This window comes from Litorilinea aerophila (assembly GCF_006569185.2).
Lineage (GTDB): Bacteria > Chloroflexota > Anaerolineae > Caldilineales > Caldilineaceae > Litorilinea > Litorilinea aerophila.
On record NZ_VIGC02000004.1, the window covers coordinates 36,600 to 62,037 of the forward strand.

The following is a 25,438-nucleotide window of genomic DNA, read 5'->3' on the forward strand; positions in this document are numbered from 1 at the left end:
TTGTATTCTCTGTCTACCCACTCTGCACCGAGGACAAAGACCCAATACTTCCTTCCGGGAGGCATGCCTGCTTTCAGGGAAGATCAAGGCTTTCAAATAGATTGAAACCACTCTTCATCAATGATTATTTTTTCAACCACTTTTCTCTGGACACCGAGCTCAAGATTTTTCAGCAGGTCGAGCAATTGTTCGCCGTCGATCAGGTCAATGGGAGGCGCGCCGTCCCGCGTCGCTTCCTTCTGGGCGTCACGGGAAAATGATCCTGTGGTGATGAAGAGGCCTTTGTCCGTGCGCCCGACCATTGCGCCGCGAAAATCCCTGATTTCCTTGGCTCCGACAGTTCCCGCCCAGCGTTTGCATTGAAATAAAACTTGAAAGCTCACCAGATTCTGTACTCGAAGAATGCCCCGCCCATCGATGCCTCCATCCCCTGTCCGGCCGGTTACATCCACTTCTACAAAGCCACATTCGCGTAGGAGTCGTTGGGCAAGCCGTTCAAATGAATCTGGCATCATTCTTGATAGCACGGACATTAATTGGCTTCGCCATGCATCGGACGAAGTTTCATCTTCCAGATCGGGCGGCTCACCACTTTCTCCTTGTTCTGCCGAGCTCAAGGAGCGGGATTGTTTGGCCACATATTGGCTGCGGACCAGAGATACGACGCGTCGCGGGTCGACAGATTCCGTCTGTCGACCTTGCGGGGTAAGTGCCCACACCCCCCTCTCACTGTTCTCGATGTATCCTGCCTGCTTCAGATAGGTCCGGGCCCAGGCCATCCGGTAGGCAACTTCCGTTTGGTTTCCCCGTTCTGGATTATGGGGAATAGACAGCAGCTCATCGGTGAGTCCCATGTCCTCGCTGACTTTTTCAAAAATTTCCTGGTTGGTTGCCGAGCCACCGAGTTCGTGCAGCGCCTTCAAAATAGGGTTCATATATTCATCAAAGGTGGGAACAGACTGCATGGTACTCCTTCAGGGAAGAGATGGTTCTGGATAGATCTGTAGCGCGAGTTCCCGGATTTGGGGAGCTGACTTCTACGTAGTCCAAGATACGTAGTCCAAGAGTGGCATAGGATCGTTCTTCGTCAGTATAGCCAGAAGTTAAGAAAACGACAAGGACTTCCCGTTTTATCCGGGTGTATAGTAGCCGGGATGCGACATTATGGCATGGGGCAAGCCCGTTTGCTCCCGGTACCCATGCGGACAGATCCGATAGAGGCGGGGCTTGCCCCACCCGTTTGTCCCAAAGTCCAAATATGCCCGGTTTCCCAGGACAAACTTCACTGCTCCGGCCCTTCTCCTTGTGGTATACTGGAAATGGTCTGGATATACGAATCATAAAGATGACACGGAGACTCTCTGGAAAATCTGTGCTCATCTGGGCAATCTGCGGTCTCTGTAGAAGAGCGACGAATCGATTTCGACAAGATCAAGATGAAGGAGCCTTCCCATGTTCCCCAAAGCTGAACTGGAAGCGACAGCCCGGGCGCTGGTGGCGCCGGGCAAGGGTATCCTCGCCGCAGACGAGAGCACCGGGACCATCAAGAAGCGTTTCGACACCATCCACCTGGAATCTACCCCGGAGACCCGCCGGGCCTACCGGGAGCTGCTCTTTACCACCGACGGCGTGGAGGAGTTCATCAGCGGCGTCATCCTGTACGACGAGACCATCCGCCAGCAGGCCCAGGACGGCACGCCTTTGCCCCAGGTCCTGAGCCGGCGGGGCATTATCCCCGGCATCAAGGTGGACAAGGGCGCCAAGGACCTGGCCGGCTTCCCCGGCGAAAAGGTGACGGAAGGGCTGGACGGCCTGCGGGAGCGCCTGGCCGAATATCGCGAGCTGGGTGCCCGTTTCGCCAAGTGGCGCGCGGTTATTGACATCGGCGACGGCATTCCCACCCGCACCTGCATCATGGCCAACGCCCACGCCCTGGCCCGCTACGCCGCCCTCTGCCAGGAGGCCGGGCTGGTGCCCATCGTGGAGCCGGAAGTGCTCATGGACGGCAGCCACGACATAGAGCGCTGTGCCGAGGTGACCGAGGCAACCCTGCGGGCCGTCTTCGGCGAGCTGTACGAGGCCCGGGTCTACCTGGAGGGGACGCTGCTCAAGCCCAACATGGTCATCGCCGGCAAGAAGTGCCCCCGCCAGGCCTCCACCCAGGAGGTGGCCGAGGCCACGGTGCGCATCCTCCGGCGGGCCGTCCCCGCAGCCGTGCCGGGTATCGTCTTCCTCTCCGGCGGACAGAGCCCGGTGCAGGCCACGGAAAACCTCAACGCCATGAACGCCATGGGCAGCCATCCCTGGGAGCTGAGCTTCTCCTATGGGCGAGCCCTCCAGGAGCCGGTGCTGCAGGCCTGGCGGGGAGATCCGGCCAACGTGGCTGCCGCCCAGCAGGCCTTCTACCACCGGGCCCGCTGTAACAGCGCCGCCCGCTACGGCAAGTACACGCCGGCCATGGAGGAGGCAGCTGCCCCGGTGGCGTAACTCCGGTGGCGTAAAAGGCCCCTTCCCCGGCTCAGGCGACCTGGAGGTATTCCTGAGCCGGGGAACCCTCCTTGCCCCCTCACCGTTTTGAGGATTATGGAATGGTTGTTCCGGACTGACATGGGCTTGGTTGCCCCGGCTTCCCACGGAAACTCGCCGGATGCCGGGCAGGAGCGTGTTCTCACCCGGCGGCGCTGGACCCGTCGCCGCTTCCTTCAGTGGATGGGCGCCCTGGCCGCCGGCAGTGGCGCCACGGCAGCCTATACGCGCCTGGTGGAGCCCCGCTGGCTGGATGTGGAGCGGGTGACCCTGCAGGTGCCAGGGCTGCCGGAACGGCTGGCCGGTACGACTCTGGCCCAGATTTCCGACATTCACCTCAGCGAATATTTTTCTCCCGAACGGCTACTCCAGACCGTGCAACTGGTCAACCGACTGGCGCCCCGCTGGGTCATGTTGACCGGCGACTACGTGGGTCGGGATCCCGAGGCCGCCCGGGGATTGGTGGAGCCCCTGCGGCATCTGGACGCGCCCGCCTTCGCCGTGCTGGGCAACCACGACCTCTGGACCGATGCGTCCCTGGTCGCGCGCTCCCTGGCCGAAGGGGCGGTTTCCCTCCTGCGCAACCAGGCCATCCCGCTGGCGGACGGCCTCTGGCTGGCCGGCCTGGATGATGTCTGGAGCGGCCGGCCGGATCTGACCCAGGCCCTGGCCAATGTGCCGTCGGCCGCAGTCACCCTCCTGATGGTGCATGAGCCGGACTTTTTCAGCCAGGTGGTGCGCCGGGAGGCGCCGGTGGCGGTCCAGTTCAGCGGCCACAGCCATGGTGGACAGGTGCGCCTGCCCCGGTTGCGCCGGGACGGCCTGGGCCTGGAGCTCTACGCGCCCATCCTCCCCCGCTACGGCCGACATTATCCCATGGGCCTCCAGCGGGTGGGCGAGCGGCAGGTCTACACCAGCCGGGGCATCGGCGTCTGGCCGCTGCCCTATCGTTTCAACTGCCGGCCGGAGGTGTCCCTTTTCACCCTGCAGCCAGCCTGAAATGCCTGGCTGCCCCGGGTTGGAAGCGAACCTACTGCTGGCGATACAAAATGGCGCTATGGTAATGGCGCCATGACATGTCAAAATAGGGTGTGGAAAATAGGCGTGGAAACTGGTGGAAACTGGATGTGGCAACAAAGTGAGGACCGGCTGCGACCAGCCGGGGTTTAGCTCATTTGTTTGACGTAAGTAGGGCCCTGTGTTAGACTTTTGGAACGTGGCCAGTGGATGGTGGAATCGCATCTTCCCACCAGCCATTTCCCGGACTTTTCGCAGGCATAGTCGCAAACAGGATCTGTGATGAATCCCAAACGAATCCGCACCGGTGCGATCTACGTGCTGCTTCTGATCGCCCTGGGTGCCTTCCTCTACACTTCCTTCGCCCGCTCGCCTGGGGGCGCTGCCACCGTTATCCCCATCGCCAAAGCGGCGGACATGGTCCGCAAGGGCGAGGTGGCCAGCATCAGCATCAAGGACGACCGCATCACCCTGGTCCGGAAGGGGTCCAACGAGCTGCTCCAGTCCCGCATTGAAACCGACGCCGGGCTGGTGGAGACGTTGCGCAATTTGGGCGTCACTCCGACGGAGCTCCAGGCGGTGGACATCAGCGTAGAGGCGCCGCGGCTGTGGGAGAGCTGGGGGGGCGTCCTGTTGGCGCTGTTGCCCCTGCTTCTGTTGGGCCTCTTTTTCTTCTTTATCATGCGCCAGGCCCAGGGCGCGGGCAATCAGGCCTTCAGCTTCGGCAAGAGCCGGGCCCGCATGTTCACCGGCGACCGGCCCACGGTCACCTTTGACGACGTGGCCGGCAACGAAGAGGCCAAGCAGGAGCTCCAGGAAGTGGTGGAGTTCCTCAAGGAACCGGAAAAGTTCGCCAGCCTGGGGGCGCGCATCCCCAAGGGCGTGCTCCTGGTGGGGCCACCGGGCACCGGCAAAACCCTTATGGCCAAGGCCGTCTCCGGCGAGGCCGGCGTGCCCTTCTTCAGCATCTCCGGCTCCGAGTTCGTGGAGATGTTCGTGGGCGTGGGCGCCAGCCGGGTGCGGGACCTCTTCGAGCAGGCCAAGAAGAATTCGCCCTGCATCATCTTCATCGACGAGATCGACGCGGTGGGCCGCCACCGGGGCGCCGGCATGGGGGGCTCCCACGACGAGCGGGAGCAGACCCTGAACCAGATCCTGGTGGAGATGGACGGCTTTGATACCGATACCAACGTCATCCTCATCGCCGCCACCAACCGGCCCGACATCCTGGACCCGGCCCTGCTGCGGCCTGGCCGCTTCGACCGCCGGGTGACCATGGATGCCCCGGACGTCAAGGGCCGGCGGGAGATCCTGGATGTCCACGTGCGGGGCAAGCCCCTGGCCGCCGACGTGGATCTGGACGTGATCGCCAAGCAGACGCCTGGCTTTGCCGGCGCGGACCTGGAGAACCTGGTCAACGAGGCGGCCATCCTGGCCGCGCGGCGCAACCGCCGCTCCATCGGCATGGCCGAGCTGCAGGAGGCCATCGAGCGGGTCATCGCCGGCCCGGAACGGCGCAGCCGCCTCATCACCCCCCGGGAGAAAGAGGTGGTGGCCTTCCACGAGGCGGGCCACGCGGTGGCCATGCATTTCCTGCCCAACCACGACCCGGTCCACAAGGTGACCATCGTGCCCCGAGGCATGGCCGGCGGCTACACCCTGAGCCTGCCCAACGAAGAGACCCGGCTGGTGACCAAGGAGAAGTTCCAGGAACAGCTGGTGGCCCTGCTGGGGGGCCGGGTGGCCGAAGAGCTGCGCTTCAAAGACGTGACCACTGGCGCCAGCAACGATCTGGAGCGGGTCACCGCCATGGCCCGGGCCATGGTTACCCAGTGGGGCATGAGCCCCAAACTGGGGCCCATCCGCTACGGCGAGCGGGAGGAGTTGGTCTTCCTGGGCCGGGAGATCAGCGAGCGGCGCAATTACAGCGACCGGGTCGCCCAGGCCATCGATGAGGAGGTCCGCCGGTTTGTGGAGGAGGCCCACACCCGCTGTCGCCAGCTCCTGTCGGCCCACTGGGACAAGGTGGAGCTGGTGGCCCAGTGCCTCCTGGACGTGGAGACCATCGACGCGGCCGAGTTTGAAGCGTTGATGCGCGGGGAAAATCCCTTTGCCGAGGCGGAGCAGAACCGGGGCAAGTCAGTGGCGCCGGCCGGTTCCCGCTCGGGCGAAGCCTCTGTGGGCAGCGATAAGCGCTCCGACAGCGGCGTGGACATCGGCGGTACCCTGCCTGCACCGGCCTGATGGGCCCTTCCCCCGGCCCGGAAACAGAGGGTGCGCGGCGCATAGGCGGCTTCACACACCACGCCGCAGGTCCGGCCTCCTGGCCGAACAAGGGTGCCGGTGTTCCCTGCGCCCCTGTTACGCAAGGATGCGTGACCTACCTGCCACGCACTACACACTACATTAAGCACCATTGGTCTATTGAAGCCGGGCTATTCCCTTGAAGGACGACCCTTGAACTTGCGCATCGGTCAACCTCACCAAAATGGAACCCACGGGGCCCCGCCGCAGCCGGGCGGGGCCTCTACGCTACGTTCGGCTGCCCCCCAACCGGCCCGACCCGTCACCATTTTCCCGGACGAGGCGCCCAGGACGTCCTGGCGGGTGCTGGCCTATGAGCTGGATCGCTTCCTGCTGGGCGGGACGCCGGTCCGCAGGATGGTGAACGTGCTGCTCTGGCTGGTGGCGTTGCTGTGGGCGCCGGGATGGCTGCCCGGTGGCCGGGTGGTGAGCCTGGTGGCCGTGCTCCTGGTGATCGCGAACTGGCTGCTCTGGGCGCGCCTGCGCCGCCAGGACTTTGTCTCTTTTACTGAGAAAGCGCCTCCTGAGGTCACGCCTGAGATGATGCCTGTGGCCGATAAAATTGCCATCCACGCCACGGGCCAGTTTTCGGTGGAGGGCAAGTACCGGCGTTTTACCTGGTTGCCCGGCTTCTACCGCACCTTTGCCACAGGGGAACACGCGGTCCTCTGCCTGGTGCGGGGACGCCGTTTCTTGCGGGTGGCCCGCTGGCCCCAGGATGAAGTGGGCATGTGGTACGTCTTCTTCATGCCCAGGGACATCCTGCGAATTCGCTGGGGCCGCCTCCGCTTTGGGCGCCAGGATTCCCTGGCCCTGGCCATCGACTACAACATGACCATCCCCTCAGAGGACCCCCACAAGCCTGACCGCTCCTGGCCCGAGACCCTGTATCTGGCCGTGGAGAGCGAGGCGGATGGACGCCGCATTCTGGCCGACCTCCACTTTGATGTGACCGCGGGCACCTGACCCTTTTCTGCCATCGCTCCACCCATCCATGTTTCCACTGCTGGCTTCGGCCCTCTCCTGGGTAGCAGACCGCCCCCTGGCCCGGAGCTGGGCCACGCTGCGGCTGTTGCGTCTGAGCAATTCCCTGCCTGCCAGCGTCCTGGTGCTGTTGGGCGCGCGGCTGGCCGGCATCTGGCCGCCGCTGCCGCCGGTCTGGCGGGCCGCCGCGGCCATGTGGTGTATCACCGCCTTCGGCTACGTGAGCAACGACCTGGTGGACCAGGCGGAGGATGCCATCAACAAGCCGGACCGGCCCCTGCCCGCCGGCGCTGTGACACCGGCTGCGGCGGGCGCTCTGGCCACGGCCCTGGCCCTGGGAGGGCTGCTCCTGGCCGCGTCCCTGGGGCTCCTGGCCACGGCGGTGGCTGGTGGGGTGGTCGGCCTGCTGATTTTCTACAACCTGCGCCTGAAGGCCCTGCCCCTGGCCGGCAACACCCTGGTCGCCCTGTTGGCTGCTGCCAGCCTGTGGGTGGGGCCTGTGGCTGTCTGGGGCATAGGCGCACTGACCGCCTGGCCGCGGCTGGAACAACTGCTGCCGCCCACCCTGTTGCTGGCCAGCTTCATCCAGGCCCGGGAGCTGGTGAAGACCCTGGAGGACATTCCAGGCGATGCGGCCGCCGGGAAGACAACGGCCGCGGTGCGCTGGGGGGTACGCCCGACCTTGACGCTGGTGGCTGGGCTGGCCCTGCTGGCTACGGGCTTCACTCTGATCTCCGTGGGCTTCGGTGATTTTTCACCTGCCTACCTGGTGCTGGTGCTGGTCGGGGTGGACCTGCCCCTGCTGGCCACGGTCGCCGTCCTCTGGCGGGATGCCAGCCCGCGTCGGGTCAGTCGATGCCTGGCCTGGTTGAAGGGGAGTTATTTCTGTGGTCTGCTGGCATTGATCTTGGCCTGAGGATCAATATCGGCCGGGTGGACCGTATGTAGGGCGGGCTGGAAGCCCGCCGTGGGTGGTTTCTGACCCTGGTGAAGGAAACCCGTCCCCTGCCGGACATCGCCGCTTCGTGGTAGGCGGCAGGGGCGACATGATTCGCCCCTACATACGGCGCATCCGTCGCCGTCCCTTCACCCGCCGGGATGGGGCGACAACGGGCGGGCCTTGGCCCGCCCCTACAGGAACCGGCCCCTTGTGCGGCTGGCGACAACGGGCGGGCACGGGGGCCCGCCCCTACATATTGGTGTTCATCTGTGCAATCTGTGGAACAACGACCATCAAGGAGAAGGGTTATGGCGGAAGCTCGCCGTTCCCGTCCCAGTTGGGACGAATACTTCATGGACATCGCCTTCACCGTGGCCCAGCGCAGCACCTGCGACCGGGCCCACGTGGGCGCGGTGCTGGTCCGCGACCGGCGCATCCTGTGTACCGGCTACAACGGCGCGCCGGCCGGCCTGCCCCACTGTGACGACGTGGGCCATCTGATGGTGGACGGCCACTGTGTGCGCACCCTCCACGCCGAGCAGAACGCCCTGATCCAGGCCGCGCTCCACGGCGTCAGCACCGAGGGTGCCACCGCCTACGTCACCCACCAACCCTGCCTCACCTGCGCCAAGATGATCATCAACGCCGGGGTGCGCCGGGTGGTCTACGCCGGCAACTACCCCGACGCCTACTCCCGGGACTTCCTGGCCCAGGCCGGCGTGGAGCTGGTCCACCTGCCCCGCCGGCGGCCCGGCGACAGTGTCTACCGGCCGGAGCCCGAATCCAGCCCAGCGCCATGACAGGCCCTGTGTTACCCTTTCCCGACGGCTTTCTGTGGGGAACGGCCTCGTCCGCCTATCAGGTGGAGGGCGGCAACACCAACAACCAGTGGTGGCTCTTCGAACAGCAGCCGCGGCCGGAGGGCTCCGGCATCTGGAACGGGGATCGCTGTGGGCTGGCATGCGACTGGTGGCGCCACGCGGAGCAGGACTTTGACCGCATGCAGCAGTTTCACCTGAACGCCCACCGGCTCAGCGTGGAGTGGAGCCGGGTGGAGCCGGCCCCCTCCTGCTTTGACAGGGCCGCCCTGGATCGCTACCGGCAGATGGTGGGCGAGCTGCGGGACCGGGGCATCACGCCCATGGTCAACTGCCACCACTTCACCAATCCCATCTGGCTGGAGGTGGCCGGCGGCTGGGAGCGCCCGGAGACGGTGCACCGCTTCCAGCGCTACGTCCACCGGGTGGTCTCGGCCCTGGCGGACCTTCGTCCCATCTGGCTCACCATCAACGAGCCCCTGGTCTACCTGGGTCAGGGCTGGTTCCGGGGCATCTGGCCGCCCTTCAAGCGGGATCCGGTGGCCGCCCTGCGGGTCTACCGGCACCTGCTCCTGGCCCACGCAGCGGCCTACCACACCATCCACGCCCTGCAGCCGGACGCGCTGGTGGGCTATGCCAAGGCCCGGCGCCTGTTCACCCCAGCACGCGACGACCATGCCGGCGACCGCCTGGCAGCCTGGCTCCGCCGCTATCTCTTCGAGGAGCTGTGGCAGCGGGCCACCCAGACGGGGCGAATCCTGCCGCCTGTGGGGCTGGGCGAGTACCGGGCCGACCTGGCCGACAGCTTTGACTTCGTGGGCATCAACTATTACTCCCGCAGTCTGGTGCGCTTCACCCCCCGGCCCTGGTCCCTCTTCGGCCAGGAGACCTTCACCCCGGGTGCCGAGACCTCGGACAGCGGCCGGCGGGGCCCGTACAGCGAACTGTACCCGGAAGGCCTGTACCGCCTTTGCCTGGAGGCCCGGCCCCTGGGCAAGCCCATCTACGTCCTGGAGAACGGCCTGCCGGACGCGGACGACGACCAGCGTCCCCGTTGGCTGCTGGCCCACCTGCTGCAGATGCGCCGGGCCATGGCCGCAGGCTGTGACGTCCGGGGCTATTTCCACTGGACCTTCGTGGACAACTTCGAATGGACCGAGGGCTGGGGGCTGCGCTTTGGCCTGGTGGCGCTGGACCCGGTCACCCAGGAGCGGCAGGCCCGCCCCAGCGCCTACCTGTACGGCGACATCGCCCGACGCAATGCCATCGCCCGCGAGCATGTGGTTCGCCACGCCCCGGGGCTGCTGCCCCTGTTCGACGCGCTGAGCACCGCCACGGGGTAGGGACCACGCAGCTCCGACCCGGGTGCGCAGCCCATGGCCGATGAAATTTGACAGGCGTTGTCTCTTCCAAATAACATAAATGGGCGCGGTGTTCAGCGCTGTTGCCCCATGCCGCCTGCCCTGGCAGAACAGGCGCTTGGAGCCGGGCTGAATCTGCGTACACCATCTCCCCTGGTGTGTGATTGCCTGCCTTCCACAACACGCGTGCGCCGGGGCTCTCGACGTCCCGTTGCACCACCATCAACCCAAACACGCAGCCTGCAACAGCACAGGATGACAAACCCATGAAGCCCAACTTACGTATTGCCCAGGTGGAGCGCATCACCCTGCGCGTGCCCTTCACCCCGCGCACGGCCCGCTGGAACGCGCTGTTGGTCTGGAAGTGGCAGATCGTGGAGGTGATCCGGGTGACCAGCGACGCCGGCCTGGTGGGCTATGGCGAGACGCTGCCCTACTACACCTGGGGCCGGGTCTCGGACGAGGCCATGGAGCGGGTGCAGGGCGGCAACCCGGCCGACTTCCTGGGCGACGATTCCCTGGGCGCCGGGCTGCAGATGGCCCTCTACGACCTGGTGGGCAAGGCCCTGGAGGTGCCGGTCCACCGGCTCTTCAACCTGCCCAAGGTGCGGGACTGGTGTCCCATCGCCTGGTGGAACACCAAGATGGGGCCGGAGGATCTGGCCGAGGAGGCCCGGGACGCAGTGGCCCAGGGCTACATCTTCCACAAGTTCAAGACCCGGCCCTGGATCGACGTCTACGCCCAGGTGGAAGCCGTGAGCGCAGTCACGCCGCCCCACTACCGGCTGGATCTGGACTGGAACAGCATGTTGCTCAACGCGGGCAACGCGGTGCCCGTGCTCCAGAAGCTGGACCAGTACGAGCGGGTCTCCATCTACGAGGGGCCCATCCCCCAGCACGACGTGGAAGGGCTGCGGGAGCTGCGCCGCAAGGTGGCACACCCCATTGCCCTGCACTTCGGCGTGCCGCCCTTCCCCACCGCCGTGCGCCACAAGGTCTGCGACGGTTTCGTCATTGGCGGCGGCGTCTCCCAGGTGCTGCGCCAGGGGACCCTGGCCGGTGAGTTCGCCAAGCCCTTCTGGCTGCAGCTGGTGGGCGTGGGTCTGGTGACCGCGCTGGCCGCCCACCTGGGCGCGGTGCTTCCCTTTGCCCAGTGGCCCACCATCACCTGCCTGAACAACTACACCGACGACCTCCTGACCGAGCCCTTGACCATCCAGGGCGGCTACCTCAAAGTGCCCGATGGGCCGGGGCTGGGCGTCACCGTGGACGAGGAGGCCCTGAGCCGCTTCCGGATGGAGCCCCCCTACGACCTGCCGGAGCCCCGCCACATCCTTTCGGTGGTCTGGCCCGGCGGCCGGGTGGTCCACTACGCCAGCATGCGGGACCAGGTCTGGCCCGACTTCCTGGCCGGCAACCACCCCGTCCAGGAGCCGGGCGTGCGCCTGGAGATCTGGGAGGACGACGGCACGCCCGAGTGGGCTGACCTCTACGCCCGGGTCCAGCAAGGCCCGGTCCGCAGCACCCGTCCCGACTGAGTAAGGGAGTCACAAATGCCCCAGATGACCCGGCCAGGCGGCCTGACCTTCACCCGGTTTCGTGTCTGGCAGGTGGTGGTGCCAGCCCGGGCCGACATCCTCTCGGCCCCGGAAAGCCGCGGCCCCCTCTACCGGGATAGCCTGGCCTGGCCCGACATGCCCATCCACCTGGTAGAGGGGGAGACATCGGCCGGCTTTACCGCCGTCGGGGAGTGCGACCGGGGCACGTCCCGGGCCACGGTAGAGGCGACCCTGCGGGATCTGCTGGGGCGCAACCTGCTGGCCATGGCACCGGCCACCGTCTGGATGGAGGGCACCTCGCCCGTGGGCCTGCCCATGAGCTATCCCGCCTGGTCCTGGGAAAGCGCCGGCGGGCGGAGCTACCTGCTCCTGGAGTCCCTCTGGTACGATGCGGTGGGCAAGGCCGCGGGCCTGCCTGCCCACCAGCTCCTGGGCGGCGCGGTGCGCAAGGCGGTGGCCACCGACTTTTGGGTCAACCGGCCTGGGTCGGAGACCCTGCGGGCGCTGATCCGGGAGGCCGTGGACCGGGGGCTGCGGGGCATGAAGATGAAGTCCAACTTCCAGGGAGATACCGCCCGGGCGCTGCTCTCCCTGGCCGGGGATCTGCCCGAGAATTTCCGCTTCACCATCGATCCCATGTACGCCTGGCGCAGCCTGCGGGAGAGCGCCCGGCGGCTGGAGGCCCTGGCCCGGCTCCCCTGCGAGATCCAGATCGAGGATCCCTTTCCCTGGCAGGTGGCCGAAGATTGGCGACAGGCCCGCTCCATTTCGCCCCTGACCATCATCTGCCACCCCCGCCGGGAGGAGATCTTCCGCTTCGCCCTGCAGGAGGAGCTGGCCCACGCCTACAACCTGGGCACCGGCAGCCTGGTTGGCTTCCTGCACATGGCCCGGGTGGCCGAGTTCTTTCATAAGGACTGCTGGCAGGGCAGCTCCCTGGAGCTGGGCGTGCTCCAGCATCTGCGGCTGCACGCGGCTGCCTGCGCGCGCAACTGCGTGCTGGCCAGCGACCTCCAGAGCGAGTGGGTGCGGGAGCATACCCTGGTCACCCCGCGCATGGCGTATCGGGACGGCGCCGCGCTGGTGCCGGAGGAGCCGGGTTTGGGTGTGGCGCTGGACCACGACGCCGTCGCCTACTATGCGCGGGATTACTTCGAGGTGACGGTGGAGTGATGACAAAAGACGAGTTGTTCACATTCACGAGGTTAACAACGCGATGAAACTGAGCTGTTTGCCGGTCTCCCTCTACGCCGATCTGAGCGCAGGCCGGCGTACCCTCCAGGAGTGGTTTGCGCTGGCGGCCGACCTGGGCCTGGACGGCGCGGACATGAGCGTGGCCCACCTCCAGAGCCGGGACGCAGCCTATCTGGACGGGCTGCGACGCCAAGCGGAGGATGCGGGCGTACCCATCACCATGCTGGTCACCTACGCCGATTTCACCCATCCCGACCCCGGGGAGCGGGCCCGCCAGGTGGACGAGGTGCGCGCGTACATCGACGTGGCCGCGCGGCTGGGGGCGCCCTTCCTGCGGGTGACCGCGGGCCAGGCCCACCCAGGCGTGGAGCGGGAGGCGGGCATCGAGTGGGCGGTCCAGGGGCTGCTGGCCGGCCTGGAGCAGGCGGCCCAGGCCGGGGTGACCCTGTGCTACGAGAACCACACCATCGGCTATGCCTGGCAATACTTCGACTTTTCTCAACCGGCGGACATCTTCCTGGAGATCGTGGCCCGCACCGAAGGAAGCGGCCTGCAGCTCCTTTTCGACACGGCCAACAACCTGGCCCTGAACGACGATCCCCTGGCCGTGCTGGAGCAGGTGAAGCATCGGGTGGCCATGGTCCACGTCAGCGACATCCGCCAGGCCGGCCGTTTTGAGCCGGTGTTGGTGGGGACGGGCGTGGCGCCCATCGTGCCCATTCTGTCCCGCCTCATCGCCGCCGGCTTCGACGGCTGGGTGAGCGTGGAAGAGGCCAGCAAACGGGGCGAAGAAGGGTTGCGCCGGGCCATCCCTTATGTCGACTGGGCCTGGGTAGAAGCCGGGGGAAGGCCGCGGCACGCTGGGTGAAATGACTGGAACACGGATCAATCCTGATTATCAATCCTGATTGAAGTGACGAAAGAGGATCACAATGCCCCAATTTCAAGGCGCCTGGCCGGCGCTGTTGACGCCCTTTACCGCCCGTGACGAGGTGAACATACCGGTCCTGCGCGCGGTCATCGACTACCTGCTCGGCAAGGGCATCGGCGGCTTCTACGTCTGTGGCAGCACCGGCGAGGGCGTCTACATGTCCGTCGCCGAACGCCAGCGGGTGGCCGAAACGGTGGTGGAGCAGGTGAATGGCCGGGTGCCGGTCATCGTCCACGTGGGCGCCCTGGCGCTCCCCGATGCCGTGGCCCTGGCTTCCCATGCCCAGGCGATCGGCGCGGACGCCGTGGCCAGCATCATTCCGCCCTTCTACAACGACGTGGCCAGCATCGTCGATTACTTCGCCGCCCTGAGCGCAGCCGCGCCCGACCTGCCCCTGCTCAGCTACATCTTCGGGGGCCCCACCGACGCGGTGGCCCTCATGCGCCAGCTCATGGCCATCCCCACCGTGGCCGGCAGCAAGTACACCGGCCCCAACATGCACGAGTTCCGCCAGATCGTGGAGCTGGGGGCGGAGTACCGGGGCGACCATCCCTGGACCGTCTTCTCGGGCATGGACGAAGAGTGTCTCTTCGCCAGCATGTTCGGCGCCAGCGGCAACATCGGCTCCACCCTCAACTACATCCCCGGCGTCTATCGGGAGATCCACGCCTGCCGGGAGCAAGGAGACCTGGCCCGGGCCACTGAGCTGCAGCTCCAGGCCAACCAGGTGACCCGCGTTCTCTTCAGCTTTGGCTTCATGGGCGCGCTCAAAGCGGTGATGGCCATCCTGGGCTTCGACTGTGGCCAGCCCCGCCTGCCCAATCGCCCCTTCCCCGCGGAACGGCGCGCAGCGCTGCACGCCCAGCTGGAGGCCGTGGGCTTCGCCGCCCTGGCAGCCATGTAGCCCTGGCCGTTGTCCACAGGCGCCATCGGACACAGCCCCACCCTTCTGCGAAACCCTGGATGAGATGAAAGGATAGGAGATGATGACCCAACCCATTTCGTTCGACCTGACCGATAAGGTGATGATCGTCACCGGCGCAGGCAAGGGCATCGGCAAGGCCATCGCCCTGGCCGCGGCCCAGTTCGGTGCGGACCTGGCCCTGGGCAGCCGCACGGTGAGCGAGTCCGAAGCCACGGCCGAGGCGTGCCGGGCCCTGGGTCGCCGCGCCTACGCCTGGCCCCTGGATGTTTCCAGGGTGGAGAGCATTCGCACCTTCGTGGCCCAGACGATGGACACCTTCGGCCGGGTGGATGTGCTGGTGAACAACGCGGGGTACAACGTGCCCAAGCCGGCCCTGGACTATACCGAAGAGGAGTTCGACTACATCTCCGACGTCAACTTCAAGGGTGCCTTCTTCATGTCCACCACCGTGGCCCGCCACATGATCCAGCAGCAGGTGGAGGGCAGCATCATCACCATCAGCTCCCAGGTGGGCGTGGTGGGCGGCCCGTTGCGTTCCATCTACGCGGCGGCCAAGGGCGCGGTGGGCCAGTTCACCCGTTCCCTGGCCGCGGAGTGGGCCCCCCACAAGATCACGGTCAACGCGGTGGCCCCCACCTTCACCCGGACGCCCCTGCTGGAGAAGGCGTTGCAGAACCCCGATTTTGCCAAAAACCTGGAGAAGGTCCCCATGGGCCGCATCGCCGAACCCGAGGAGATCGCGGCCGCGGTCATCTATCTGGCCTCCCCGGCGGCCCGCATGGTGACCGGCCAGGTGCTCTGCGTGGACGGCGGCTTCACCGCCGTGTAGTCAATCCCGGCAGAAATTCGCCGATCAGGCCTCTGGCCCGCGGCATAGCCGATCAGGCCTCTGGCCTGCGGCTTCGCCGATCAGGCCTCTGGCCTGCGGCTTCGCCGATCAGGCCTCTGGCCTGCGGCATAGCCGATCGGGCCTCTGGCCCGCGGCATAGCCGATCGGGCCTCTGGCCCGCGGCATAGCCGATCGGGCCTCTGGCCCGCGGCATAGCCGATCGGGCTTCTGGCCCGCGGCATAGCCGCTCGGGCTTCTGGCCCGCGGCTTCGCCGACCGTTTCCACCAGAGGTCGTGCGCCCAGAGGGCACCCGGAATTTCTTCCGTGGTATTTACGCCAGACTGTACCAGGAAAGAGGTCCTGTCCATGTCCACCAAACACCGTGTTGCCATCATCGGCTGCGGCGGTATGTCCCGCAACCACATCCGCGGCTACCTGAACTGTGGCCGCTACGAGATCGTGGCCATGGCCGACCTGGAAGAGTCGGCCATGGAGGAGGTCGACCAGCAGTTCAACCTGTCCACCCGTCACTACACCGACGCCCGGGAGATGCTGGCCCAGGAGCGGCCGGACGTGGTCTCCATCTGCACCTGGCACGCGGGCCACGCCACGTGGACCATCGCCGCGGCTGCCTTCAAGCCCAAGGCCATCCTCTGCGAAAAGCCCATGGCCGACACCGTGGGCCGGGCCGAGCAGATGATGATTGCCTGCCGGCGCAACAACGTGAAGCTGGCCATCGCCCACCAGCGCCGCTTCCTGCCGGCCTACACCCTGGCCCGGGACCTCATCGCCCAGGGCGCCATCGGCCAGGTGCAGCTCATCCAGAGCTTCGGCGGCGCCGGCCTGCCCAACTACAGCTCCCACCAGACCGACATGTACCGCTACCTCCTGGGCGACGACGAGTGCGAATGGGTGATGGGCAACATCGAGCGCAAGACCGACCAGTACGAGCGCAACACCCGCATCGAAGATTGCGCGGTGGGCGTCTTCCAGTTTCGCAGCGGCGCCCGGGCCCTGCTCCTCAGCGACCTGGTGCCCAACTACTACCAGGGCGCGCTCATCTACGGCAGCCAGGGGATGATCAACCTGACTACGGAAAACCTGCAGCTGATGAACCAGGAGACCGGCGGCCGCTGGGAGCTCCACCAGCCCGATGGGAAGTTCTTCACCGTGGCCGAGCTGGGCCGGCGTTTCGAATGGGACGAGGCCGGGGCTGCCCAGGCCGACGAGCTGGCCGACTGGATCGAGGGCAAGATCGACACCCACCGGGGCGAAGCCCAGAACGGCTACAAGGCCCTCCAGATGATCCACGCCATCTACGAATCGGCCCGCTGCCACGAGAAGGTCATCATGCCCCTGCAGACCCGGCTCAACCCCCTGGATCTGATGGTGGAGTCCGGCCACCTGGCGCCCCAGCGGCCGGGCCGCTACGACATCCGCGCCTTCCTGCTGCGGGGCGAACGCATGACCGCGGACACCGAGGGCGCCCAGCTTCCGGAGTGAACCATGGATCCCATCCGCATGGCCCAATACGGGACAAAGCATGGCCACGCCGCGGGCAAGCTGCTGGCCATGTTGAACAACCCGGACGTGGAGCTGGCCGGCGTCTACGAGCCGGACCCGGAACGGCGGGCTGCCCTGATGGCCGAGCCGGGTCCGTTCCAGGAGGTCCGCTGGTTCGACCACAAGGAGGAACTGCTGGACGACCCCACCATCGTGGCTGTGGCCTCCGAGGGGCTGAACGCCGAGAGCCTGGACCAGACTGAGGAGCTCGTAGCCGCGGGCAAGCACGTCTGGTACGACAAGCCGGCCGGCGACAACTGGCCCCAGTGGCAGCGTGTCGTCGCCCAGGCGCGCCAGAAGGGCCTCCACATTCAGATGGGCTACATGTTCCGCTATCACCACGGCTTCCGGCAGGTGGCGGAATGGGCCCGGTCGGGGCTGTTGGGCCATGTCTTCGCCATCCGCGCCCACATGTCCACCCACCTCACCGTGGCCCAGCGAGCGGTGATCAGCCAGCACGCCGGGGGGATCTTTTATGACCTGGCCGGCCATATGCTGGACCAGATCGTCTGGATCCTGGGGCGGCCCCAGAAGGTGACCGCGTTTCTGCGCAACGACAGCGGCCTGGTGCCCGCGTTCCGGGACAACACCCTGGGGGTCTTCGAGTTCGAACGGGCCCTGGCCTACGTGGACATCGCTGCCATGGAACCCCGCCCCATGGCCCGCCGCTTCGAGGTCTACGGTGACCGGGGCAGCGCCATCATCGTGGATCCCTTCGAGCCGGCCCGAACTTTACGCCTCTGCCTGGAAGAGGCGGCCGGCGGTTACGAGCAGGGCGAGCACTTCCTCCCCCTGCCCCCCCAGACCCGTCAGGAGATGTACCAGGCGGAGCTGATCGCCTTCCTGGCCACCATCCGCGGTCACCAGCTGCCGGACCGTCCCCTGGATCACGAGCTGCTGGTCCAGGAGACCCTGCTCCGGGCCACAGGCGGCATCTGATCCAGTGGTTCGTAGGTCAAGCATCCTTTCGTGACGAGGGCGCGGGGAACGCCGACACTATCTTGCAAACGAACTTTGTGGAGGAATCAATGGAACGCATTCCGTTAGCAATTGTGGGCTGTGGTGGGATGGGCCACCGCCACCTGTACGGCCTGGCCGAACTGCACCGGGCCGGTCTCTCCCGCTTTGACCTGGTGGCCGCGTGCGACCCGGTGGCGGACAACGCCAACTCCCTGGCCGATCAGGCCGCGGAGTTCTTCGGACGGCGGCCGGCCGTGGTGGCGGACATGGCCGATCTGGTCCCCCTGGGCGTCGCGGCGGTGGACATCACCACCACGCCCCGCCACCATCACACCCTGGGCGTGACCGCCCTGGAGCACGGCTGGCACGCCATGATCGAGAAGCCGGTGGGCCTGACGGTGCGGGCCTGCAACCGGATCCGGCAGGCCGCGGCCCACAGGGGGCTGGTGGTGAGCGTGGCCGAGAACTACCGGCGGGATCCCATCAATCGGCTGGCCAGAGCCCTGCTGGATGCGGGCATCATCGGCACGCCCCGCTTCATGGTGCACAACACCGTGGGCGGCGGCAACCAGATGCTCATCTCCGTCTGGCGGCACATGAAGGATCAGAGTGGCGTCCTGCTGGATGTGGGCGTCCACTATGCGGATATGATGGAGTATTTCATGGGGCCCATCACCAGCGTCTACGCCCAGGTGCGTCTGCACGAGCCGGTGCGCCACAACCCCGCCGGCGCAGGGGAAGAGCCCCAGGCCAGCCCTGCGGGGGTCTACACCCGCTGGCAGAAGCAGATGCCCGCGGATTTCGAAGTGACGGCCGAGGATGCGGTCTACGCCACGGTCAACTTCGCCAGCGGCGCGGTGGGCCAGTACATCGAGGATCACGCCGGCCATGGCAAGGGCCTCTGGTCTCGCCTGATTTATGGCTCCCTGGGCTCGCTGGACCTGCCCCACGACCGCAGCGGCCATCCCATCACCCTGTACCGGGAACAGGGGCGCCAGGTGGTGGATGACGGCCGCCTGCTGGATCTGGTGCCGGACTTTCACCTGAACCGGGCCACGGCTACCCTCTTTGGGGGCGACCGCCTCTGGCGCTACGATTTCCCCTTCGCCGAGACCGACCGCAAGCTCATCGCCGTGGAGTACGACGACTTCGCCGGCGCCATCCTGGGCGAGCATCCCATCGATGTGGACCTGGACCAGGGGACCCGCTCCGTTGCGGTTTCCTACGCCATGCTGGAGTCGGGCGTGGCCGGTCGTCCGGTGACCCTGGACGAGGTGCTGAACGAGCAGGTGGATGCATATCAGCGGGAGATCAACGAGGGGCTGGGCCTTTGAGGGCCATGAGCCATCCGCCCGGATTAGGCGCAACGGGACGTAGGGCGGGCCGACGGGGTATCGGCATCCGTCCGGATCCGGCGGCATCGGGCGGCTGGGAGCCCGCCCCTACGGCAAACCGGCATTTTTTCGCAATTGGCGACAACGGGCGGGCACGGCGGCCCGCCTCTACGGGAACCGGTGCCACGTCGTAGGCGCAGCTCGTAGCTGCGCCTACGTCTCTGCCCCTCCATCCACCCGGAACTGGCGACCTCGTGCGGTTAGAAACCGCACCTACGGCACGGGTTGCCATCCGCCCCAGTTGGGCCACGGATCCGTAGGGCGGGTCTCCGGCCCGCCGAACGTGGCCGGATCTGCGGGAACCGGCATCATCGGGTGGGCACGGTACCGGACCGGTGCCACGTCATAGGCGCAGCTCGTCGCTGCGCATCGACAGCATCCCTTCGTCCGCCTGGGCCTGGCGACACCGTGCGGCCAGAGACCGCACCTACGGCAAACCGGCGCCCTTCCTCGGCTGTCGGAATCGCGCGGGCACGGTACCGGACCGGTGCCACGTCGTAGGCGCAGCTCGTCGCTGCCCTTCCATCCACCCGGAACTGGCGCCATCGTGCGGTTAGAAACCGCACCTGCGGTGTGGTGATATTGTGCGGCTTGGAGCCGCCAACGAATCTGGGCCACACCGAAACCATCCACGCTTGGCGTTCGGTCTGGGGTCATGTTAAAGTTGAGTGTTGGCAAAATGACATTCCATTCCATCACTCCAAGCGACATGGCAGGTTTCTAAAACGATGAAAGCAAACGGTCTGTGGACGGCGCTGCCCATACGTTGGCTGGACCGCTGGCTCCCCAGCGAGGTGCCCTTGCTGGCCGGTGCCGCCATCCTGGTGGGCCTGGGGGCTGGCGGCAGCGTCTGGCTCTTCAAGTATCTAATCGAGGTGGCGACAGCTTTTTCCTTTGGGTGGCTGGCCGAGCAGCTTTTACAGCCCTGGGGATCGTGGACGGTGGCGCTGGTGCCCGTGCTGGGCGGGCTGGTGGTGGGCTTGATCGTCCACTTCTTTGTCGGGGTCGAACGCCACCATGGGGTGGCGGGGATCATCGAATCGGTGGCTCTGGCCGGGGGACGGCTGCGCTACTGGCGCATTCCGGCCAAGGCCCTGGCATCGGTGGTTTCCATCGGCAGCGGCGCATCGGTCGGCCCGGAAGATCCCTCGGTCCAGATCGGCGCGGGCTTTGGCTCCATGTTTGGCCAGCTCTTCCGGCTCTCCGATGAGCGGGTGCGGGCGCTGGTGGCGGGCGGCGCGGCAGCCGGCATCGCCGCGGCTTTCAACGCGCCCATCGCCGGCGTCTTCTTCTCCCTGGAGCTGTTGCTGGGGGAGCTCAACGGCAACGCGTGGGGGACCATCATCCTGGCCTCCTTCGTCTCGGCCGTCTTCACCCAGGCGGTCTCTGGTCCCCAGCCGGCCTTCCACATCCCAGCCTATGCCTTTCACTCCATCGGGGAGCTGCCCCTGTACCTGGGGCTGGGGCTGGTGGCCGGGCCCATTGCGGCGCTGTACGTTCGCCTCTTGTATACCTTCCAGGATTTGTTCCACCTGTGGCACGTGCCCCGCTGGTGTAAGCCCATGGCCGCGGGGCTGGTGGTGGGGCTGGTGGGCATCTGGTTGCCCCAACTCTTCGGCGTGGGCTATGGCACCATCGAGGCCATCCTGGCCGGCCAGGATCTGGCCATCGGCCTGCTGTTGGCCCTGCTGGTAGGCAAGCTCATCCTGACGCCGGTGAGCATCGGCGGTGGGTTTTTGGGCGGCGTCTTTGCCCCCTCCCTCTTCGTGGGGGCGGTGCTGGGCGGCGCCTATGGCCTGGTCTGTGAGCAGCTTTTCCCTGGGCTTCCGTTGGCGCCGCCGGCCTTCGCCATGGTGGGCATGGCCGCGGTGCTGGCCGGTGCGGTCCATGCGCCGCTGACGGCCATCATCCTGCTCTTTGAGATGACCAACGACTACCGCATCATCCTGCCCTTGATGTTTGCCGTCACCGTCAGCATCCTGGTTTCCCAGCGGCTGCAGCGGGATTCGGTCTACACCTTGGGGCTGGCCCGCCACGGGATTCGCATCGAGCGGGGGCGGGACGTGGAGGTGCTGGAAGCCATCACCGTGGGCGAAGTCATGCAGCGGACGCCTGTCCTGCTCTTCGAAGATGATACCCTGGAAGAAGCCACTGACAAGCTCATGGAAATTCGTGCCCATGGGCTACCCGTGTTGAATCGGGACGGTGAGCTCACCGGCATTTTGACCGTGCAGGACATCGAGCGGGCCCAGACCGCGGGTAAGACCCGGGTCAGCGAGGCCTGCACCCGGGAGCTGGTGGTGGCGTATCCGGATGAGAGCCTGGCCGTGGCCCTGCGGCGCATGGGCGTGCGGGATATCGGCCGGCTGCCGGTGGTGGACCGGGACAATCCCCGGCGTCTGCTGGGCGTCCTGCGGCGGACGGATGTGATCCGGGCCTACGACCTGGCCTTGACTCGCCGGGAAGCCCTGCGCCACCGGGCCCATCAGGTGCGGTTGGGTGCGGTGAGCGGCCTGAACGTGGAAGAGATCCGCATCGGCCAGGGGGCACCCTGTGCCGGGCGGCGGGTGAGCGAGGTGCCGTGGCCTCGGGACTCGGTCATCGCCACCCTGCGACGCAAACGGAAGACCCTCATCCCCCACGGAGACACCGTGCTCCAGCCCGGGGACATCCTGGCTGTGGTGGCTGAAGGGGAGGCGCTGCAGGAAGTGCGCAGCCTTTGTGGCGACGGAGGCGCAGCACACCGTAACGGTCGAAAGTAAGTCGAGGGTAATCGGTGGGCAGGGAAAGGAGGAGGCCATGGAACTGCTGCTGGGGATTGACATCGGCACCACCAATGTGAAGGCGGTGTTGGCCACCCCGGAAGGGCAGGTGATCGCCCAGGCCTCCGTTTCTTATCCCCTGGCCCATCCCCGCCCCGGGTGGGCAGAACAAGATCCTGCGGACTGGTGGCAGGGAGCTGTCCAGGTCGTCCGGACCCTGGTGGCCCGGGCCGATGTTCGGCCAGAGCAGATTCAGGGGATCGGCGTGAGTGGCCAGGGCTGTGCCGTCACCCTTCTGGATGGGCGTGGCCGCGTGGTTCGCCCGGCCATCATCTGGATGGACAGCCGGGCGGAACCCCAGTGTGATGTCTTGCGGGCCCGGTGTGCTGATGTCATCCTGCAGCGCAACGGCAAGCAGCCTTCTCCCTACAACGCGGATCCGTCCCTCATGTGGCTGCGCGACCACGAGCCGGAATCCCTGGCGGCGGCTCAGGTCAGCCTGACCACGACGGGATACATGAATTTTCGGCTGACAGGCCGGCCTGTGGAAAATCTCTCCGATGCCAGTATCCTTTTTGCGTTTGACCTGGCAACGGAGAGCTGGTCGGAGGAATTGATCCATTGTTTTGGCCTGCCCCGGCACCTGTACCCGCAGTTGGTGCGCTGTCAGGAGGTAATCGGCCCCTTAACTCAACAGGCTGCCGCGGATCTGGGGCTGAGGCCAGGTATCCCGGTGGTGGGCGGGGGCGAGGACACCTCATCAGCCGGGCTGGCCATTGGCGTGGTTTCTCCGGGCCAGGCTTTGCTGTCGCTGGGTACCGCCGGCACCCTGTACACCGTCCAGGATGAGCCGGTTGTGGACCGACACCTGATCGCCTTTCTACATGTGTTGGAGGGTCAGATTTTGTTGGGGGGCTCCATGACGGCGGTGGGCGCTTCCCTGGCCTGGTGTCGCCGCTGGATAGGGGAGGAGCTGGACTACCAGGCCCTGGTGACGTTGGCAGCCCAGAGCCGGCCTGGAGCAGGCGGCCTCCTCTACCTGCCTTACCTGAGTGGCGAGCTGCAACCCATCAATGATGGGTATGCCCGGGGTCTTTTCTTTGGGCTCAACATGGGGACCGACCGGAGTGATCTGGTGCGGGCTGTGCTGGAAGGGACGGCATTTGCCATCCGCCACAACTTGCAGGTGACCCTGGACGCAGGGGTAGCCGTTCACGAGATCCGGGCTGTGGGAGGGCCCACCCGGAGCCGCCTCTGGTGTCAGATCATCGCTGACGTGACAGGACAACCTGTCTCGGTGTTGGCAGAGGGAGCCGGGGCACCCTTGGGCAATGCCCTGCTGGCCGCAGCCGGTATTGGCCTGATCGCCGATGCCGGGGCCACTGCCCGTCGCGCAGCCCGGGTGCAGGAACTGTTCGCGCCGGATCCCGAGGCGCATGCCCTCTATGACCGCCTTTTTCCCATTTACCGTTCCCTCTATCCGGCTCTGAAAGAGCAATTTGCTGCTTTGGTTCGGGCGGCCCAAGCGTAGCCGACCCGTCTTCCCTGGTCGCTCAGCATCGGCGGGAGGGGCATTTTCCCTCGATTTGGCAATCCTGCCAACAGTTGTTATGATTGGGAAGCTATCCCATCAAGTGTGATCGACATCCGAACGAGCTGCCAATCCCCTTCAGCAGCTTTATCGTCACCGGCCCGCGAATTTTCGCATAGCAGTCGCGGTCATCTTTGTGCCCATGCCGCTTTCTTCCCAGGGTGTGGCGCTGGGTGACATCCTGTGAGCTGGCGAGACCTACAGGTGTGGACCCGCCGTCCAGTGCCTGAGTCGACCCAATGGCCGGCGGTACCCGTCCCCAGGGAGCGCTGTGCCTTTCCCTTCCTAATCGGGCAATCCTCGGTACCCCCTGACCGATGGTTGTGTGGTGTACAGATCCGCTATTACCATCAAAAGGAGGAACGACTATGGCGTTTTCCCATCTTTCCCGCCGGCGATTCTTGAAACTGTCGGCCGTGGGCGGAGTTGGCCTGGCCCTGGCGGCCTGCGCGGCTCCGGCGGCGCCAGGAGGCAGCGAGCAGGCAGAGAGTGCTGCTGCTCCTGCCCAGGAGACCACTACCATCCGCTTTATGTCTCGAGCGGGAGCCCGCTATTTGCCCACCTATGAAGAGGTCCTGGCCACCGACTTCCGGGAGCAGAACCCCAACATCGAGGTCCAGATCGAACCGGCGCCCGATGGCTGGCAGGACAAATTGCTGGCGCAGATGGTGGCGGGCACCGCCGTGGACATCTTCCAGGCCTGGGGCAATATCTTCTTCAACTGGACGGAGCGAGACCTGATCCTGGATGTTCAGCCCTATGTGGACCTGACCATGACCGACGAGGAAGTCGCCGACTACAACGAGTTCCAGTGGGAAGGTCTGGTGATGCGTGGGATCCGGGTCGGCATGCCCAAATACATCAACCTGATGACGGTCACCATCAACAAGGATCTTTTCGACCGCTACGACGTGGAATATCCGCCAGAAGACGGGGAGTGGGACCACGACGATTACTACGACATGGCCAGGCGGCTGACCGAGGCAGCCCGCAAGGAGGGCGAAGAAAACCGATGGGGCGGCTGGATTCCAGCCTGGGCCTGGGATCGCTTCTGGTACCGGGTGGACATGTTCGGCGGCCGGGTGGTCGACGAGAAATACGGCACCAAATGCATGTTGGACACGCCCGAATCCCAGGCAGCGCTGCAATGGATCTGGGACGGTATGTGGAAGGACAACTATTTTGCCCAACCGGCCCAGGTGGAGAACCAGTGGTTCCGGGCTGCCATGACCCCGGGCTTCGTCTGTATGGCCGAGAGCGGCACCTATCCCATCTCTACCGAAGACGAACTGCGCCCTGCCTTCCGCTGGGATATGCGCCACGTGCCCAAGGGGCCCACGGGCATTCGCAAGGTCTTGGGCACGACAGATGCCTGGTCCATCACCAAACAGACCAAGCATCCAGACGAGGCCTGGGCCGTGCTCAAGTTCCTCTCAGGTCCCATCTTCCAGCGCAAGGCCATCGTGGGCGCCGAGGGTATTATCCCCGTGCTCAAGTCCTTGATCAGCACGTTCATCGACGACGTGCGGGCCCTGCGGCCGGAGCTGGAGGACGTCCGCCTGGAGACCATCCAGGAGATCCTGGATTGGGGCTATGCAGAGGATACCTTCTGGTTCAAGAACCAGAACGCCGCCTACGAGATTATTAACCCGGCGCTGGAAAAAGTATACATAGTGGGTGACGTGGGTCCCGAGTATTTCATCGAGATCTGCCAACAGGTCAACGAATCTCAGATGGAAAGCTGATCTGGCCATGGCTGGAGGGGGCGCAACCAGGAGT

At 65.8% G+C, this 25,438-nt stretch carries 19 protein-coding genes; 18 read left to right on the forward strand and 1 reads right to left on the reverse strand.

What is annotated here, in order from left to right; genetic code table 11:
- Window positions 1–92 precede the first annotated feature (92 nt).
- A complete protein-coding gene (locus FKZ61_RS03640) occupies window positions 93–965 on the reverse strand; it encodes a restriction endonuclease (RefSeq protein WP_141608721.1) in 873 nt (290 codons plus the stop codon).
- A 487-nt stretch (window positions 966–1,452) separates the two neighbouring features.
- On the opposite strand from FKZ61_RS03640, the gene FKZ61_RS03645 reads away from it, so the two are divergent.
- The 18 genes from FKZ61_RS03645 to FKZ61_RS03735 all read left to right on the forward strand — a co-directional run bounded on the left by FKZ61_RS03645 (window position 1,453) and on the right by FKZ61_RS03735 (window position 25,404).
- The gene (locus FKZ61_RS03645) at window positions 1,453–2,487 is read left to right on the forward strand and encodes a class I fructose-bisphosphate aldolase (RefSeq protein WP_141608722.1); all 1,035 of its coding nucleotides are present in this window, start codon (window positions 1,453–1,455) and stop codon (window positions 2,485–2,487) included.
- Between the two features lie 120 nt (window positions 2,488–2,607).
- Window positions 2,608–3,525 carry a metallophosphoesterase gene (locus tag FKZ61_RS03650; protein WP_170199198.1) on the forward strand — a complete coding sequence of 306 codons (918 nt, stop codon included), beginning with the start codon at window positions 2,608–2,610 and terminating at the stop codon, window positions 3,523–3,525.
- Window positions 3,526–3,825: 300 nt separating this feature from the next.
- A complete protein-coding gene (ftsH, locus tag FKZ61_RS03655; protein ID WP_141608724.1) occupies window positions 3,826–5,787 on the forward strand; it encodes an ATP-dependent zinc metalloprotease FtsH in 1,962 nt (653 codons plus the stop codon).
- Between the two features lie 213 nt (window positions 5,788–6,000).
- Window positions 6,001–6,813: a hypothetical protein gene (locus tag FKZ61_RS03660; RefSeq protein WP_141608725.1), complete on the forward strand. Its 813-nt coding sequence runs from the start codon at window positions 6,001–6,003 to the stop codon at window positions 6,811–6,813.
- Window positions 6,814–6,841: 28 nt separating this feature from the next.
- A complete protein-coding gene (locus FKZ61_RS03665) occupies window positions 6,842–7,747 on the forward strand; it encodes a UbiA family prenyltransferase (RefSeq protein WP_141608726.1) in 906 nt (301 codons plus the stop codon).
- Between the two features lie 332 nt (window positions 7,748–8,079).
- Entirely contained in the window at window positions 8,080–8,571 is a 492-nt protein-coding gene (locus FKZ61_RS03670) for a deoxycytidylate deaminase (protein WP_141608727.1), read from the forward strand.
- Window positions 8,572–8,579: 8 nt separating this feature from the next.
- Entirely contained in the window at window positions 8,580–9,932 is a 1,353-nt protein-coding gene (locus FKZ61_RS03675; protein WP_229964126.1) for a glycoside hydrolase family 1 protein, read from the forward strand.
- Window positions 9,933–10,216: 284 nt separating this feature from the next.
- On the forward strand, window positions 10,217–11,488 hold the full coding sequence (locus FKZ61_RS23850; RefSeq protein WP_141608729.1) for a mandelate racemase/muconate lactonizing enzyme family protein: 1,272 nt from the start codon (window positions 10,217–10,219) through the stop codon (window positions 11,486–11,488).
- A gap of 15 nt (window positions 11,489–11,503) precedes the next feature.
- On the forward strand, window positions 11,504–12,682 hold the full coding sequence (locus tag FKZ61_RS03690) for a mandelate racemase/muconate lactonizing enzyme family protein (protein ID WP_141608730.1): 1,179 nt from the start codon (window positions 11,504–11,506) through the stop codon (window positions 12,680–12,682).
- 43 nt (window positions 12,683–12,725) lie between these two features.
- A complete protein-coding gene (locus FKZ61_RS03695; protein WP_141608731.1) occupies window positions 12,726–13,571 on the forward strand; it encodes a sugar phosphate isomerase/epimerase family protein in 846 nt (281 codons plus the stop codon).
- Between the two features lie 64 nt (window positions 13,572–13,635).
- A complete protein-coding gene (locus tag FKZ61_RS03700; protein ID WP_141608732.1) occupies window positions 13,636–14,538 on the forward strand; it encodes a dihydrodipicolinate synthase family protein in 903 nt (300 codons plus the stop codon).
- A 79-nt stretch (window positions 14,539–14,617) separates the two neighbouring features.
- Window positions 14,618–15,388, forward strand: coding sequence for an SDR family NAD(P)-dependent oxidoreductase (locus FKZ61_RS03705; RefSeq protein WP_211358391.1), 771 nt, complete (start codon window positions 14,618–14,620; stop codon window positions 15,386–15,388).
- Window positions 15,389–15,755: 367 nt separating this feature from the next.
- The gene (locus FKZ61_RS03710; protein ID WP_141608733.1) at window positions 15,756–16,892 is read left to right on the forward strand and encodes a Gfo/Idh/MocA family protein; all 1,137 of its coding nucleotides are present in this window, start codon (window positions 15,756–15,758) and stop codon (window positions 16,890–16,892) included.
- A 3-nt stretch (window positions 16,893–16,895) separates the two neighbouring features.
- Window positions 16,896–17,891 carry a Gfo/Idh/MocA family protein gene (locus FKZ61_RS03715; RefSeq protein WP_141608734.1) on the forward strand — a complete coding sequence of 332 codons (996 nt, stop codon included), beginning with the start codon at window positions 16,896–16,898 and terminating at the stop codon, window positions 17,889–17,891.
- An 89-nt stretch (window positions 17,892–17,980) separates the two neighbouring features.
- Window positions 17,981–19,246, forward strand: coding sequence for a Gfo/Idh/MocA family oxidoreductase (locus FKZ61_RS03720; protein WP_141608735.1), 1,266 nt, complete (start codon window positions 17,981–17,983; stop codon window positions 19,244–19,246).
- A gap of 788 nt (window positions 19,247–20,034) precedes the next feature.
- Window positions 20,035–22,068: a chloride channel protein gene (locus FKZ61_RS03725; protein WP_141608736.1), complete on the forward strand. Its 2,034-nt coding sequence runs from the start codon at window positions 20,035–20,037 to the stop codon at window positions 22,066–22,068.
- Between the two features lie 37 nt (window positions 22,069–22,105).
- On the forward strand, window positions 22,106–23,599 hold the full coding sequence (xylB, locus tag FKZ61_RS03730; protein ID WP_141608737.1) for a xylulokinase: 1,494 nt from the start codon (window positions 22,106–22,108) through the stop codon (window positions 23,597–23,599).
- 428 nt (window positions 23,600–24,027) lie between these two features.
- Window positions 24,028–25,404, forward strand: a complete 1,377-nt coding sequence (locus tag FKZ61_RS03735) for an extracellular solute-binding protein (RefSeq protein ID WP_170199200.1) — start codon at window positions 24,028–24,030, stop codon at window positions 25,402–25,404.
- Window positions 25,405–25,438: the final 34 nt, after the last annotated feature.